Below are 15700 nucleotides of genomic sequence, written 5' to 3'. Positions count from 1 at the left end.
CGGGTCACCGGGCCTTGGCGTAGCGGAGTTCGAGGCGTCGTACCACCTGGGACAGCGGCAGGGTGATCACCAGGTAGGCGAGGCCGGCCACCAGCAGCGGGGTGGCGTTCACCCGGTCGTTGAGCATGTCCCGACCGAACTTGGTGATCTCGATGGTCTGCGCGGTCACACCCAGCACGTAGGCCAGCGACGAGTCCTTGGTGAGCAGGATCAGTTCGTTGGTCAGCGGCGGGATCACGATCCGGAACGCCTGCGGGATGACGATCGTGCGCATGGCGGTGAAGTGCGACATGCCGAGGGTGCGCGCCGCCTCCATCTGACCCTTGGGGACGGCCTGGATGCCGGCCCGGATGGTCTCCGCCATGTACGCGGCGGCGGTCAACCCGAGGCCGATCGCGATCGAACCGAACACACCGCCCGGGATCTCGCGCTCCGGGAAGGCGATCGGGATGCCGTAGCCGACGAGGAACAGCACCAGCAGAGCGGGCAGACCCCGGAACAGCTCGATGTACGCCGTCGCCACCCAGCGGTACGGCGCCACCCGGGACAGCCGCATCAGCGCGAGGACGGTGCCGAACACGAGACCGAAGGCGAACGCGCCCAGCGTGTAGAGGACGGTGTTGCGCAGCGCGACGGTGATGATCGTCGGGAACATCGACCTGATGATGTCGACGCGGAAGAACGCGTCGCTCAGCCGGCCCCAGTCCGCGGCGAAGAGCACCACGGCGATGACGGCGATGAAGACCAGGTACTGGATGCCGAGGGAGAGTCGTTCCCGCTGGCGGCGTCGCAGCTTCACGTTCGCTCGTTGCCTTCCCGGAGGTTGCTGACGGGAAGGGCGCGCGAGACGCGCGCCCTTCCCCACGGAGCCTGGATCAGGCGTTCGGCCGCTTGCCGATCCACTTCTCGTAGATCGTGTTGTACGTGCCGTCCTGCTTGGCCTTGGCCAGCGCCTCGTTGATCTTCTTGAGCAGCTCCGGGTTGCCGTCCTTCTTCACCGAGAAGCCGTACTGCTCGCCGGTGTCGAACTCGGCGGCGACCTCGAACCCGCCCGGGTTGTTCTTGAGGTACTCGGTCCAGACGGGCAGGTCGTTGATGGCGGCCTCGACCTGGCCGTTGGCGACGGCCTGCTGCAGGGCGGCGAGGTCCTCGAACTCGACGATCTGCAGGCCCTTCTCCTTCTCGAACTTCTTGGCGTAGTCACGGCCGGTGGTGGCCGCCTGGACGCCGAGCTTCTTGCCCCGAAGGTCGTCGAGCGCCTTGTACGGCTTGCCGGCCTTCACCAGCATCGCCTGCGTCGCGTCGAAGTACGGGTCGGAGAAGTTCATCACCTTCTGGCGTTCGGCGGTGATCGTCATGCCGGCGGCGGCGGCGTCGCACTTGCCGGTGTTGAGGTCCTGGCCGGACTTGATCCCCTCGAACGGGGTGTCGATGATCGTCTGCTCGACGCCCAGGTCCTTGGCGACCAGGTCCATCACGTCGACGTCGAAGCCGGTCACCTTGCCGCTGGCGTCCTTGGACTGGAACGGCGGGTACGGCAGGTGGGTGCAGACGGTCAGCTTGCCCGCCTGGACCAGCTTGACGCCGTTCGCCTGGACCTCACTGTCATCCTTCTTGGCGCATCCCGCGGTGACCGCCAGGGCGGCGATCGTCGCGACGAGTCCGGCCTGGCGGACTGCGCTTGAGAACCTCACGGCTGTGTCCCTCCGGTGCGGCTCCCCTTGTCGCGGGCAGCCAGGTTGGTGCGAAGACTGTGTGACAGGCGACGGTACCTGATTCGGCGGGCCGCACCCAGATCACGCCAGGTCGGTGGGACCGGCACAACAGTCGCAGAGCAGGTGAATCGGACACCCGGCCAGCAACCGGGCGGCTTCTCCGGTCTGGACGCGGTGGATAACCTGTTCGCATGGGAGAGCCGGTGTCCGGGAGTGATCCCGATGGCTGACGCCGACGACGTCCGACATCTGGCCCGGTCGCTGCCCGACGTCGTCGAGATCGACAGCGAGGGCTTCGACTTCCGGGTCACCAACAAGGGTTTCGTGTGGTCCTACCCCGAGCGCCGGCCCGGGGAGCGCCGCCGCATCCGGACCGACGTCGCGGTGCTCTACGTGGGCGACGAGGCGGAGAAGCAGGCGCTCCTGCTCGGCGAGCCCGAATTGTTCTTCACCACCCCCGGGTACGACGGGCTGCCCCTGGTGATGCTGTGGCTGGATCGGGTGGACGTGGAGCGTCTGACGGAGCTGGTCACCGACGCGTGGCGGATGCGAACCTCCGCTCACTCCGAGTAGCAATCTCGGCACGAGACGTGCCACCCTCGTCTTATGTCGGACGGGGACCAAAACATTTGTGGGGTTCCTACAACTGAGGGCCGGTTGGTTCGGTGATTGCGCCATGGCGCCGCCCGCCGACAGCCGGAAAAGTGATCACTGCCGGGAGTCGTCCACTCGCGGCGCGCAGGTCATGGTCTACCAAAGGGGTCAGTCGGGTGTTCAACCGTATCGCCATCGTCAACCGAGGTGAGGCCGCCATGCGGCTCATCCACGCGGTCCGCGAGCTGGCTGCGGAGACCGGCGTTCCGCTCGAAACCGTCGCCCTCTACACCGACGTCGACCGCACCGCCACCTTCGTACGCGAGGCGGACATCGCCTACGACCTCGGGCCGGCGTCCGCCCGCCCGTACCTCAATCTCGCGACGCTGGAGCGCGCCCTGGTCGAGACGGGGGCCGACGCCGCGTGGGTCGGCTGGGGTTTCGTCGCCGAGGACCCGGCGTTCGCCGAGCTGTGCGAGAAGATCGGCGTCACCTTCGTCGGCCCGAGCCCGGAGGCCATGCGCCAGCTCGGTGACAAGATCGGCTCGAAGCTGATCGCCGAGAAGGTCGGCGTGCCGGTCGCCCCGTGGAGCCGCGGCGCCGTCGAGACCCTGGACGCCGCGCGCGCCGCGGCGGCCGAGATCGGCTACCCGCTCATGCTGAAGGCCACCGCGGGCGGTGGCGGACGCGGCATCCGCGTCATCACCAGCGAGGCCGACCTCGCCGACGCGTACGAGCGCACCAGCCAGGAGGCGGCACGGGCCTTCGGCAGCGGCATCGTCTTCCTGGAGCGCCTGGTCACCGGTGCGCGGCACGTCGAGGTCCAGGTGATCGCCGACGGGCAGGGCACCGCGTGGGCACTCGGTGTCCGGGACTGCTCAGTGCAGCGCCGCAACCAGAAGGTCATCGAGGAGTCGGCGTCGCCGGTGCTGGACCGGGCGCAGGCGGCCGAGCTGAAGGCGTCGGCCGAGCGGCTCGCCGTGGCGGTCGGCTACCGGGGCGCGGCCACCGTCGAGTTCCTGTACCACCCGGGCGACCGGCTCTTCGCGTTCCTCGAGGTCAACACCCGCCTCCAGGTCGAGCACCCGATCACCGAGCTGACCACCGGGTTCGACCTGGTCAAGGCCCAGCTGCACGTCGCCTCCGGCGGGCGGCTCGACGGCGCTCCCCCGGCGGAGCGCGGGCACGCCATCGAGGCCCGGCTGAACGCCGAGGACCCCGACCGCGACTTCGCGCCGTCCCCCGGCCGCATCTCGCGGCTCGACCTGCCCAGCGGCCCCGGCATCCGGGTGGACACCGGCGTGAGCGAGGGCGACACCATCCCGGCCGACTTCGACTCCATGATCGCGAAGATCATCGCGTACGGCCGCGACCGCGACGAGGCGCTGGGCAGGCTGCGCCGGGCCATGGCGAACACCACCGTGATCATCGAGGGTGGCGCGACGAACAAGAGCTTCGTGCTCGACCTGCTCGACCAGCCCGAGGTGATCGACGCCAGCGCGGACACCGGCTGGATCGACCGCGTCCGTGGCGAGGGCCGACTCGTCGCCCATCGGCACAGCGCGGTCGCCCTCGCCGCCGCCGCCATCGAGGCGTACGAGGAGGAGGAGCGCGTCGAGCGCCAGCGGCTGCTGTCGACGGCGTCCGGTGGGCGCCCGCAGGTGCAGCACGCCAGCGGTCGACCGCTGGACCTCAAGCTACGCGGCGCCGACTACCGCACCCGCGTGGCACGGGTCGGCGCGCACCGGTTCCGCGTCGGCATCGAATCCGCTGGACTGGTCCGCACCGCCGACGTCGAACTGGACCGCTTCGACCGGCACACCGGCCAGATCGTCGTCAACGGCATCCGGTACCGCCTGCTCACCGGCACGTACGGGCCGACGCACCTGGTCGAGGTGGACGGTGTCACGCACCGGGTCAGCCGCGACGAGGGCGGCGTTCTGCGCTCTCCCATGCCCGCGCTGGTCGTCGCCACGCCACTGGAGATCGGTGACGAGGTCGAGGCGGGCGCACCGGTGCTGGTGCTGGAGGCCATGAAGATGGAGACGGTGCTGCGGGCGCCGTTCAAGGCGCGGCTCAAGGAGTGCGCCGTCTCGGTGGGCAGCCAGGTGGAGGCGGGCGCGCCGTTGCTGCGCCTGGAACCCCTCGCCGACGACGCCGCCGAGGCCGTGGCCGACACCGCCACCGCCGTCGAACTGGACCTGCCGACCTCCGCCGCGCAGCTGCCGGCGTACCAGCGCAGCCGGCGCGGTCAGGAGGACCTGCGCGGCCTGCTGCTCGGCTTCGACGTCGACCCGCACGACGAGCGCCGGGTGCTCGACGACTACCTCACCGCGCGGCGGGCGGCCGCCGAGGACGGCCATCGTCCGCTGGCCGCCGAACTCGACCTCGTCAACGTGTTCGCCGACCTCGCCGAGTTGAGCCGTAACCGGCCGACCGGCGAGGACGGCGGCGCGCACGTGCACAGCGCCCGCGAGTTCTTCCACACCTACCTGCAGAGCCTCGACGTCGAGCGGGCCGGCCTGCCGGACGCGTTCCAGGCCAAGCTCGCCAAGGCCCTCGGCCACTACGGCGTCACCGACCTCGAACGCTCCCCCGACCTCGAAGCCGCCGTGTTCCGGATCTTCCTGGCCCAGCAGCGCGCGTCCGCCGACGCGGCCGTCGTCGCGACGCTGCTGCGGGCCTGGCTGCGGGAGACCCCGCCGGACGAGTCGCTGCGCGAGCCCGCCGGCCTCGCACTGGAACGGCTGATCGCCGCGACGCAGGTGCGCTTCCCCGCCGTCGCCGACCTCGCCCGCGGTGTGGTGTTCGTCTGGTTCGCCCAGCCGCTGCTGCGCCGCAACCGCGCCCGCGTCTACGCCGAGGTCCGTGGGCACCTGCGACACCTGGACGCGCACCCGGGCTCGCCCGACCGCGCCGAGCGCGTCGCCGAGATGGTCCGCAGCACCGAGCCGCTGGTCCGGCTGCTCGGCCAGCGCCTCGTCCGTGACCACCTCGACAACACGGTCATGCTGGAGGTGCTCACCCGGCGGTACTACGGCAACAAGGCACTCACCAGCGTGCGCACCCACACGGTCGCGGACTGCTCGTTCGTGGTCGCCGAACGCGCCGACTCCAGTGTGGTCTCCACCGCGGTGAGCTTCGACGCGTTGGACGGCGCCCTGCGCGGGCTCGCCGACCTGGCCGCCGGCGAGGACTCCGTCGACGCCGACATCTACCTCGGCTGGGAGAACCAGCCGGAGGACTTCGACGCGATGGCCGCCGCGCTGCTCGACGTCATCACCGCGCACCCGCTGCCGCCGCAGGTCCGCCGGCTCACCGCCACCGTCGCGGGTCGCGGCGGTGCGGTGATGCACCACCACTTCACGTTCCGCCCATCCGGCGCCACGATGACCGAGGACCGGCTGATCCGCGGCCTGCACCCGTACATCGCGCAGCGGATGCAGCTGGAGCGGCTACACAAGTTCGACCTGACCCGGCTGCCGTCGTCGGACGAGGAGGTCTACCTCTTCCAGTGCGTGGCCCGGGAGAACCCGGCCGACGAGCGCCTCGTCGCGTTCGCCCAGGTCCGCGACCTGACCGAACTGCGCGAGCAGGACGGCCGGCTGGTGGCGCTGCCGACCACCGAGGACGCCATCGCGGCCTGCCTCGACTCGATCCGCCGCGCCCAGTCCCGCCGACCGTCGAAGACCCGGTTCAACACCAACCGGATCGTGGTCTACGTCTGGCCGCCGAGCGAGCTCACCCGCGAGGAGATGGAGATGATCGCCGGGCGCGTGCGCCCGACGACCGTGGGCGCCGGGCTGGAGGAGATCCTGTTCATCGCCCGCCAGCGCGACCGCCGCACCGGCGAGCTGACCAAGATCGCCGTACGGATCTCCTTCGACGCCACCGGTGGCGCGGAACTGGCCGTCGGTGAACCGCCGGTGGAACCGGTCGAGCCCCTCGACGAGTACCGGCTGAAGGTCCTGCGGGCGAGCAGCCGCAACACGGTCTACCCGTACGAGCTGACCGGTCGGCTCGGCGACTTCGTCGAGCACGACCTCGACGACGAGCACGTGTTGGTGCCGGTGGACCGGCCCAAGGGACGCAACCGCGCCGCGATCGTCGCCGGCGTGGTCACCGCGCCGACCGCACGGCACCCGCAGGGCGTCACCCGGGTGGTGCTGCTCGGCGACCCGACGAAGTCGCTGGGCGCGCTGTCGGAGCCGGAGTGCCGGCGGGTGATCGCCGCACTGGACCTGGCCGAGCAGCTGCGGGTGCCGCTGGAATGGTGGGCGCTGTCGGCCGGTGCCCGGATCTCCATGACCTCCGGCACGGAGAACATGGACTGGGTGGCCGCGGCCCTCAAGCGGATCGTCGAGTTCACCCAGGCCGGCGGTGAGATCAACATCGTGGTCGCGGGCATCAACGTCGGCGCCCAGCCGTACTGGAACGCCGAGGCGACGATGCTCATGCACACCAAGGGCGTCCTGGTGATGACACCGGACTCGGCGATGGTGCTCACCGGCAAGCAGTCGCTCGACTTCTCCGGTGGCGTGTCCGCCGAGGACAACTTCGGCATCGGCGGCTACGACCGGGTGATGGGGCCGAACGGCCAGGCGCAGTACTGGGCGCCGAACCTGACCGCCGCGCGGGACGTGCTGATGGCGCACTACGACCACACGTACGTCGCGCCGGGCGAGGACGCGCCACGGCGGGCCACGACCACCGACCCGCTGGACCGCGACATCTCCACCTTCCCGCACGACGTGGCGGGCAGCGCCTTCGCCACCGTCGGCGAGATCTTCTCCGCCGAGGCCAACCCGGACCGCAAGAAGCCGTTCGACATCCGTACGGTGATGCGGGCCCTCTCCGACCAGGACCACCCGGTGCTGGAACGCTGGGCGGGCATGGCCGACGCGGACACGGCGGTCGTGCAGGACATCCACCTCGGCGGCATTCCGGTCTGCCTGCTCGGCATCGAGTCCCGCTCGGTGCCCCGGCACGGCTTCCCGCCCACCGACGGCCCGGACACCTACACGGCGGGCACGCTGTTCCCCCGCTCGTCGAAGAAGGCCGCGCGGGCGATCAACGCGGCCAGCGGCAACCGGCCCCTGGTCGTGCTGGCGAACCTGTCCGGCTTCGACGGTTCGCCGGAGTCGATGCGCAAGCTCCAGTTGGAGTACGGCGCCGAGATCGGCCGGGCGATCGTGAACTTCCGCGGACCCATCGTCTTCTGCGTGATCTCGCGCTACCACGGTGGAGCGTTCGTGGTGTTCTCCAAGGCGCTGAACCCGAACATGACGGTCCTCGCCCTGGAGGGCTCGTTCGCGTCGGTGCTCGGTGGCGCCCCCGCCGCCGCGGTGGTGTTCTCCGCCGACGTCAACGCCCGTACGGCGGCCGACCCCCGGGTGCGCGACCTGGAGGGCCGCGTGGCCGCCGCGTCCGGCACCGAACGCGCCGCGTTGACCGCGGAACTCGACGAGCTGCGGTCGTCGGTGCGTGCGGAGAAGCTCGGCGAGGTGGCCACCGAGTTCGACCGGGTGCACAACATCCAGCGTGCCGTCGAGGTCGGCTCGGTGGACGCGGTGATCCGCGCCGCCGAGATGCGCCCGCGCATCATCGACGCCATCGAGGCCCGCCTGGGTTAGCGCGTACTGCCCCTCCGGCGGCCAGCCGCATCAGCCGGCCGCCGGAGGGGCGGCATCGTCAACTCCCGCTGACCGCCGCGCCGATCGCGAGGGCCACGGCGAGCCAGACGACGGACGCGACGACCGTGACGCCGAGCATGGCCGCCGCCTTGGCGGCGGACGGGATCGGGAGACGGGCCACGGCCAGGTTCGCCCCGACGCCCAGCGCGCCGATCAGCCCACCGAGGGCGCCTCCGACGGCGACCAGCAGGATCGGCAGCAGGACCAGGACGCGCAGGATCACCGGAATGGCGGGACCGGTCCGATGGGGCACGCCGTTGACCTCCACCGTCGGGTAGGGGTCGGCGAACGCGTTGCGGACCGTGGCGTCGATGGCGCCACCGGAGGCTGCTGGCAACGCGTACCGGCGCCTGCCGGTCCTGGGGGCCGGCACGCCGCCGACGGTGACGGCCGGACGGCCCCAGAAGGCGTTGGTGGTGACGACGATGGGGCCGGCCACGCCAGCCACGCTGATCGGTTCTGATTTCACCGGCGTGATCCTAGGGCCAGGTCAACGATCCCACGGCCCGGGCACGGCTCTCAGCCGATCCGCTGCTCCCGGCTCGGCGGGCCCTCGGCCCGCCAGGCGGCGGCGAGATCCTCGCGAGCACGGGCGACGCGGGACCGGATCGTGCCGACCGGGCACTGGCACACGTCCGCGGCCTCGGCGTAGGACAGCCCGAGCACCTGCGTGGCGACGAACGCCTCCCGACGTTCGCGGGAAAGGCCGGCGATCAACTGGTCCAGGGTGACGGCGTCGTCGGCGCCGGCGACGACCGCGCCGGCGGCCTCGGCCGCCGCCTGCCAGTCCGGCACCGACGCCACCCTCGGGCGGGCCACCGCGGCCCGGACGTGGTCCACGGCGACGCGCCGGGCGATGGTGAACACCCAGGTCCGCGCCGAGGAGCGGCCGGCGAAGCCGGGCAGGCTGCGCAGCGCCCGCAGGAACGTCTCCTGGGTGAGGTCGTCGGCCTCCCCCGGCCCGGCGAGGTGCGACAGGAACCGCCGGACCTGACCCTGGAGTGCCCGGACGAACGCCGCCGCGGCCTGCGGGTCGCCCTGCCCCGCCTCCCGCGCCCACCGGGTCACCTGCGCGTCGTCGGCAGCGCCGTTCAGCACCGACCACCGCCCTGCGGCGCAGGGGAGGTGGTCGGGCGAGATGAGCGGGAACGCGTCATCGGCTCAGGTCCTCCGCGTGGGTGTGCCGTCGTCGGGGCACGACCGGTCAGCCGCGCACCATGGTTGTCGTCGGCCGGTCCGGAAAAGTTCCCGACGCCTCCGGAACGCGGCGCGTCCACCTCGGTCGGATCAGACGTCGGGCGGGGCGGGATGGGTCCGGCGCGAGACGGCCGCCAGCGTCGCGGTCACCGCGCCCCGGTTACGCAGCGCCCGCAGGGGCAGCGCGGCCAACCACAGCACGTCGCCGCACCCGACGGTCTGCCGCGTGCCGCCGACCGCCTCCAACTCGATCTGGCCCTGCTCGACCACCACGATCGCGTCGCGCCAGTCGGCCTCGTCGTAGTCGAGCACACCGCCCGGGGGCAGGGTCACCACCCGCAGCTGCAGGTCCGGTCTGAGCCGGGAACGCAGGAAGGACAGTGGCCCCTCACCATCGCCCATCAGCGGGCGACACGTGGGTCGGGCAGCACCTGCGCTCCAGCGTGCGGGGCCCGCCCCGCCTGAACGACAGTCAATGCCAGTCCCCGTTCCGCCTGGCGGCGTCTCGCCGCGACCGACGTGCTTGCTGATATGACGGCCGGGGACCGGAAAACTCATCGCCACCGGCCGGTCCGCGACCACGCCGTGCCGGGCGCCGAAGGGTGCGCAACAACGAAGAAGAACCGCACCGCCGAGACACCTAGTGTCGTGCTGAGTATCCAGCTCTGTGGATGGAGTGCAGATGAGTGTGGTCAAGGGGAACACCTCGCGTCGCGGTGTGCTCGGCGCGATCAACGGAGCGCACCACCGCGCGATCCTCGGGTTGTACATGGTGATCGTGCTCGCCCACTGGGCCGAACACCTGGTCCAGGCCTACCAGATCTGGGCGCTCGGGTGGGCCCGCCCGCAGGCACGCGGCGTCCTGGGCATGCCGTTCCCCTGGCTGGTCAGCTCGGAGTGGCTGCACTACGGGTACGCGATCGTCATGCTCATCGGCCTGTTCGCCCTGCGTCCCGGCTTCGTCGGTCGGGCCCGTACCTGGTGGACGGTCGCGCTGGTGATCCAGTTCTGGCATCACATCGAGCACCTGCTGTTGCTGTTGCAGGTTCAGCTGGGCTTCCTGCTGCCCGGCGCGACCGCGCCGACCAGCCTGGTCCAACTCGTCGTGCCCCGCGTCGAGCTGCACCTCTTCTACAACTCGATCGTCTTCATCCCGATGCTCGTCGCGATGTACCTGCACCTGCGCCCGAACGACAGTGAACTGTGGCAGATGCAGTGCAGTTGCGCCCCCACGGCCCAGCGGCGGATGACGCTCGCGCCGACCGCCGGCTGAGCGGGCCGCGTTGTCCGCCACGCGCCGTACCCTGGCGGTCGTGACCGCCCTGGCCTCGGTCGGCATCGCCGTCGTCGTCGGGGCGGTCGTCCGTCAGTCGGACGACCGACCGGCCCGGGTGCTGGCGGTGGCCCCGGCCGGCGACACCGCCCTGGCGACCACGCCCGGCGAGGTCACCCTGCGGCTGTCGACCGGCGCCGACCCGGCGCTGTCGCACATCACCGTGCGCGACAGCGCCGGAGAGACGGTCAACGACGGCCGGCTCCGGACCACCGGGGAGACCGGGTTACGCCAGCCGGTCCGCGCCGACCGCTCCGGCGACTACACCGTCGCGTACCACGTCACCTTCACCAACGGCCAGGATGCCAGCGGCGCGCTGCGGTTCAGCGTGGGCACCGGCACGGCGCCCCGCGACACCGGCGAGATCCCCGACGCCATACCGGGCAGCGCCGGCCACGGACACGGCGTCGATCCGGTGGGCGCCACCCTGCTGGTCGTGGACGGGCTGGTGCTCCTCGTCGTCCTCGTCCTGCTGCTGCGTCGACGACCGTCCACCGGGTCCGAGCCCCTGGTCCACTGAGCGGCGAAACCCTGCGCCGGGCCGGCTGATGCCGGCCCGGCGCGTCGCGTTCGTGCTGCACACAGGCCGATCGGGAGTGGACGACCAGGGTGCGGCAACTACCTGGCGGCTCGGCCGCGCCGGCCGGGCTGATCGACGGCGTCCACATCGAGCTGGTGGACAGTCGGTGCCGCGGGCCGGGTCTCGTGCGAGCACACGGATCGGGCCGGGTGCGCGCGGCACCCGGCCCGATCGTAATCGGTCGGCGGTTACGGACGGCTGTGGCGGCGCGATCCTCGCCGGGGCGCCCGGGACGCCGAGCCGCTCGGCGCCAGGCCCGGCGGGAGCAGCCCGGCCTCCGCCGCCGGCTTCACCGGGCCGGCCTTGCCGATGCCCAGGTTGCGTGTCCCGGTGCCGGGCAGCAGCTTCTCGCCGCCGGGTACGCGGACGGTCCGGTGCTGGCCCTGCGGCGTACGGAACACGTCGGCCGCCAGGCGGGAGCGGGGGATGTCGGTGTTCAGGGCGATGATGTCTCCGAGCGACTTGCGGTAGTCGATCTTGAAGGCGGCCCGGATCAGGGGCAGCAGCGGGTCATTGCCGTAGTAGAACCGGTCCCCGTCGCGCATCGCGGTGAACTGCTTTTTCCAGATGGCCAGCTGCAACTCACCGAACTCCCGACCCGGCAGGTTGGGCTCGGCCATCATGCCCACGAACGCATCGAGCCGGTCCACACTGCCGTACACGGCCTTGAGCCGGGCCGCGAGCGGCGTACGACGGTCGGCGCGGACGGCGTCGTCGGCCGCCGCCGTGGTGCGCCGCCCGGCGGCGTTGTACAGGGCGGTGAAGTCCAGGCTGTCCAGATCGTCGATCTCCGCACCGGGGGTGAGCTCCGGGTCGGCCGGGAAGGACTCCGACGACTCCCGGGTGATCGCCGCGAACGACGACTTCGTCGGCAGCCCGTAGGCGGTCCGCATGTCGTTGTAACTCGGCATGCCGTGGTCGCGGCTGCGGGCGATGTCGATCGCGCCCAGATCGTTGCGGCCCGGCAGGCAGGGCGGCAGAGCCGGATCGTCCGCGCAGGTGGGGTTGCCCGGCACGGGGACGAAGAACGGGAAGCTGCGCAGCATGTTGCTGATCATCTCGTCGTTGCGGGTTTGCGGGCGCAGGCCGACGCCGTGCAGCATCGGTCCGAGTTCGAGCAGCTCCAACAGGTCCGGGTTGAAGAAGGCGTCCTCACCGAGCGGGATCATCAGCCGGACGGTGTCGCCCTCGGTGGTTACCTCGACGTCCAGCTCCCGCAGCCGGTCGAGGGTCTGCTGGTCGTAACGGCCAGCCTCCACCTCGAGCCGGAAGTCACCGCGGATCTGGCTGTGCGCGCGGTACCCGACGGTTGCGAACTCGTTGCTCACCGACACGTCCACGGTGCGCTTGTAGCCGGTGTAGCGGGGCAGGTCGACGCCGAGCGCCGGCAGGAACTGGGTGTAGGTGATGTGCTGCTGCTCGGCGATCACCACCGCTCGGGCGATCTCGAACCGGTCCTGCTCGGGGAGCCACGTCGGCAGCTGCGCGACGATCCGGTTGTGCTCCCGGGCGAAAAGGGTCTGGATGGCCAGCAACGCCGGGTTCTCGTTGGCCCGCTGGTCGCCGGCGACCGCGGCCTTCTCCGGGGTGTTGAACAGCTGCCCGCCGGCGACCATGTTCGGGGCGGTGGCGGCGTCCCCCCGGGTGTCGCGCCGGGGCAGGTAGCCACCGGGCATCAGCAGCGTGGCCTTGTTGTTGCGCACGTCGCCGTCGACGGCGCCCTCGCGCATCCAGTCCAGCCGTTCGTTGCTGTTGCTGTAGACGGTGGCCGCGTCGAGGTAGGAGCTGACGGTGTTGATCTGCTCCCGGGGCGTGGTGACGCCGGTGTCGTCGGCCGGCCGGGACCGGTCGAACGGGACGATGCCGATGTCGTTGCGGAACGACTCCATCGGATCGTTGTTGTCGAACGGGATGTTGCGGGTCTCACCCGGAGGGCTGACCAGCCGCCGGCCGAGCCGCTGAGCGATGGTGTGGTCGACGAACTGACCCCACACGAACCCCCACTGGCTCACCGCGTTCGGCGAGTAGATGTTCACGTCGGCGTCGTTGAAGATCCGGTTGCTGACGTACCGCTCGGGCGGCAGGTCGACGATCTCGCTGATGCCGTCGGCGTACCAGGCCGGTCCGACCCGGGGATAGATGGTGTCGATCTTCCCCCAGCTGGGGTTGGCCCGGTTGTTGCCGTACCCGTCGATGCTCTGCACCTCCCACAGGCCGAGGATCCGGTCCGAACGGGTGGCGCCGGCCTGGGCAGGACCGCTCAGCCCCACCCCGGCGGCCACCACGAGAGCGACGACCGCGGCCTGGGCCGCCCTGGTTGATCGGGCCCGACCACGCCGGCCGGATGCGACTACGCGCATGCCCATCTCCTCCCCTTTGACTTGACGAACACGATGGGACGGAGGCTGGCGACCTCGGCGATCCCATCGCCGGCACCGAACGCCTCATACAGCTGTCGATCTCCCCGGTAGTGTCGTCGCCACCCGCGCGGGTGCGCTTCTTCCGCCGTGCGGAGCGGGACGGTCACCGGTTGATCAGGGCCGGCCGGCCGGGGACGGAAGCGGCCCGACGAGGGGGCGCCGCTCCGACGACCAGATGTCGAAGTCGCTGTCGGCGTTGAGGATCGCCTGGTGCAGGCGCTGGACCGGAGCGCCGGGTTCGAGGCCCAGCTCGCTGACGAGGTTGCCCCGCACCCGGTGGAAGACCTCCAGCGCCTGGGCTCGTCGGCCACTGAGGTGCAGCGCCCACATGTACTGCGCGTGCAGCCCCTCGTGCAGCGGGTTCTCCACGATCAGGGCGGCCAGCTCGGTCAACACCTCGCGGTGCATGCCCAGCCGCAGCTCGGCGTCCACCAGGTACTCCAGAGTGACCAGCCGGGACTCCTCCAGTTGCCGGCGGCGCGCCTCCAGCAGCCGTCCCACCGGCACGTCCACCAGAGCCCGGCCCTGCCACACCCGCAACGCCTCGGACAGCTGCCGGACGGCCCCGTCGTCGTCCCCGCCGGCCAGCGCCTGCCGCCCCCGCAGGGCCAGCAGCTCGTACCGGCGCAGGTCCAGGCCGGTCAGGCGGGTGCGCAGCAGGTATCCGCCGGTCCGGGTCTCCAGCAGATCGTTGCTGACCGCCGCGACCGACCAACCGGTCGCCGCCGCGAGATGCTTGCGCAGACTGAGGATGTACGTCTGCACGGTGGTCGACGCGCTGGCCGGCGGGTCCTCGCCCCAGAGTTCGGTGCTCAGCGAGGACGCGGGCACCAACTGGTCGGCGTGCGCGATCAGCACGGCGAGAACGTTGCGCACCTTCGGTGCCGTCGGGGTCCAGTCGACGCCACGCACCCGGACGGACAGCGGCCCCAGCACGGCCATGTCGATGGGTTGACCCGTAGCTTCCACGCGCGCCACCTGCTCGTATCGACTGTGAGCGGACACTCATGGTCATTGGCGGCGCGTCGGGTACGCATCCTCTACCGTGCCGGCCGTCGCGGTGCCGTGGTCACGGGCCCTTGAGCGAGCTTCAACCAGCCGTCGAGCGGTGCGCCCTACGCTTGCCGGCACCGGTCGGCCCCGCCGACCCGATCATGGCCCCCCGCTTCGTACGGCCCGGCCGCGGAGCCGGGGCGCGTCCCGGCCCGCCGCCCGTCGCGGGCCGGTGAGGAGGTGTGGGGATGATCGATCCGACGACCACCGCCGGCGCGACGCGAGTCGCGGTCCTCGGGGCGACCGGCTGCGTCGGGCGTGCGGTCTGTGTCGCGTACGCCCGCGGCGGCGCCCGGGTCGTCGGCATCGCCCGGACACCGCCACCCCGCGCCGAGTACCCCTTCCGGTCCCTCGACCTCGCCGCCACCGCGCCCGCCGACCTGGCCCGGATCCTCGCCGAGGAGGGGGTGGACACGGTGGTGAACGCCGCCGGCGGGTGGGGACGCGCCGAGGAACTGCGGCGGGGACATGTGCGGCTCGTCCGCCGGCTCGTGGCGGCCCTCGGCGCGATGGAGACCCGGCCCCGGCTGGTGCACATCGGCTCGGTCCACGAGTACGGCCCGATCGCCGAGGGCACCAGCGTCAGCGAGAACACTGTGCCGCGGCCGGACAGCGCGTACGGCCGGGTGAAGCTGGCCGGCAGCCGGATCGTGCTCCGGGCGGCGCAGGCCGGCACGGTGGACGCCGTGGTGCTGCGGGCGGTCAACGTGTACGGCCCGTACACCACGCCCACGAGTTTCCTGGGGGCGCTGCGCGAGCGGCTGCGGCGGGCCGGGCCGGAGGGGTTGACGGTGCGCGTCGCCCCGGCCCGCCGGGACTTCGTCGACGCCCGCGACCTGGCCGACGCGGTGGTCCTCGCGGGCCGCGCTCCGGTCAACGGCAAGGTGATCAACATTGGGCGCGGCGTCGCCGAGGAGGTTCGGGAGCTGGTGCAGGTCCTGTTGGAGACGGCCGGGCTCCGACCGGGGGCGGTGCCCCTGGTCGATGCCCCGGTGTCCAGTAACGGTGGCGCGTGGACCCGGGCCGACATCCGTCAGGCCCGGTGTCTGCTGGGGTGGTGCCCGCGGGCCGGGGTACGGGAGTCGATCGAGGCCCTGTGGGAGCAGGGCTGAACG

The 15700-nt window shown here is 71.6% G+C and carries 12 protein-coding genes; 5 read left to right on the top strand and 7 right to left on the bottom strand.

The window, feature by feature from the left end; translation table 11 throughout:
* Nucleotides 1–4 precede the first annotated feature (4 nt).
* Nucleotides 5–799 carry an amino acid ABC transporter permease gene (locus AB0H52_RS06350; protein WP_151487836.1) on the bottom strand — a complete coding sequence of 265 codons (795 nt, stop codon included), beginning with the start codon at nucleotides 797–799 and terminating at the stop codon, nucleotides 5–7.
* Between the two features lie 76 nt (nucleotides 800–875).
* A complete protein-coding gene (locus AB0H52_RS06345) occupies nucleotides 876–1694 on the bottom strand; it encodes a basic amino acid ABC transporter substrate-binding protein (protein ID WP_151487835.1) in 819 nt (272 codons plus the stop codon).
* Nucleotides 1695–1937: 243 nt separating this feature from the next.
* Between AB0H52_RS06345 and AB0H52_RS06340 the strand changes: the two genes are divergently transcribed.
* Together AB0H52_RS06340 and AB0H52_RS06335 are read left to right on the top strand one after the other, a co-directional pair.
* Nucleotides 1938–2288, top strand: coding sequence for an MmcQ/YjbR family DNA-binding protein (locus AB0H52_RS06340; protein WP_192580103.1), 351 nt, complete (start codon nucleotides 1938–1940; stop codon nucleotides 2286–2288).
* Between the two features lie 197 nt (nucleotides 2289–2485).
* Nucleotides 2486–7942: a carboxyl transferase domain-containing protein gene (locus AB0H52_RS06335; RefSeq protein ID WP_357945620.1), complete on the top strand. Its 5457-nt coding sequence runs from the start codon at nucleotides 2486–2488 to the stop codon at nucleotides 7940–7942.
* Nucleotides 7943–8000: 58 nt separating this feature from the next.
* Here AB0H52_RS06335 and AB0H52_RS06330 read toward each other — a convergent pair whose 3' ends face one another.
* From AB0H52_RS06330 to AB0H52_RS06320, 3 genes are all read right to left on the bottom strand, one after another.
* Nucleotides 8001–8471, bottom strand: a complete 471-nt coding sequence (locus AB0H52_RS06330; protein ID WP_151487832.1) for a hypothetical protein — start codon at nucleotides 8469–8471, stop codon at nucleotides 8001–8003.
* Nucleotides 8472–8521: 50 nt separating this feature from the next.
* On the bottom strand, nucleotides 8522–9097 hold the full coding sequence (locus AB0H52_RS06325) for a sigma-70 family RNA polymerase sigma factor (protein WP_151487892.1): 576 nt from the start codon (nucleotides 9095–9097) through the stop codon (nucleotides 8522–8524).
* A 192-nt stretch (nucleotides 9098–9289) separates the two neighbouring features.
* Complete coding sequence (locus AB0H52_RS06320; protein ID WP_151487831.1) at nucleotides 9290–9601, bottom strand: hypothetical protein; 312 nt, start codon at nucleotides 9599–9601, stop codon at nucleotides 9290–9292.
* 280 nt (nucleotides 9602–9881) lie between these two features.
* Here AB0H52_RS06320 and AB0H52_RS06315 point away from each other — a divergent pair, with 280 nt between their 5' ends.
* Together AB0H52_RS06315 and AB0H52_RS06310 are read left to right on the top strand one after the other, a co-directional pair.
* A complete protein-coding gene (locus tag AB0H52_RS06315) occupies nucleotides 9882–10472 on the top strand; it encodes a hypothetical protein (RefSeq protein ID WP_151487830.1) in 591 nt (196 codons plus the stop codon).
* Between the two features lie 40 nt (nucleotides 10473–10512).
* The gene (locus AB0H52_RS06310; RefSeq protein ID WP_192580102.1) at nucleotides 10513–11052 is read left to right on the top strand and encodes a copper resistance CopC family protein; all 540 of its coding nucleotides are present in this window, start codon (nucleotides 10513–10515) and stop codon (nucleotides 11050–11052) included.
* A 248-nt stretch (nucleotides 11053–11300) separates the two neighbouring features.
* Here the strand turns inward: AB0H52_RS06310 and AB0H52_RS06305 are convergent, their stop codons facing one another.
* Both AB0H52_RS06305 and AB0H52_RS06300 read right to left on the bottom strand, forming a co-directional pair.
* Nucleotides 11301–13472 (bottom strand): peroxidase family protein, encoded by a 2172-nt coding sequence (locus AB0H52_RS06305; protein ID WP_225854103.1) that lies wholly within the window; start codon nucleotides 13470–13472, stop codon nucleotides 11301–11303.
* A gap of 174 nt (nucleotides 13473–13646) precedes the next feature.
* Complete coding sequence (locus tag AB0H52_RS06300) at nucleotides 13647–14501, bottom strand: AfsR/SARP family transcriptional regulator (RefSeq protein WP_225854102.1); 855 nt, start codon at nucleotides 14499–14501, stop codon at nucleotides 13647–13649.
* A 272-nt stretch (nucleotides 14502–14773) separates the two neighbouring features.
* On the opposite strand from AB0H52_RS06300, the gene AB0H52_RS06295 reads away from it, so the two are divergent.
* Nucleotides 14774–15697: an NAD-dependent epimerase/dehydratase family protein gene (locus AB0H52_RS06295; protein WP_151487828.1), complete on the top strand. Its 924-nt coding sequence runs from the start codon at nucleotides 14774–14776 to the stop codon at nucleotides 15695–15697.
* Nucleotides 15698–15700 lie beyond the last annotated feature (3 nt).

The sequence above is a fragment of the Micromonospora sp. NPDC050695 genome, from assembly GCF_040654415.1.
Taxonomy (GTDB): Bacteria; Actinomycetota; Actinomycetes; order Mycobacteriales; family Micromonosporaceae; genus Micromonospora.
This window is presented reverse-complemented; position numbering and strand designations above follow the sequence as displayed.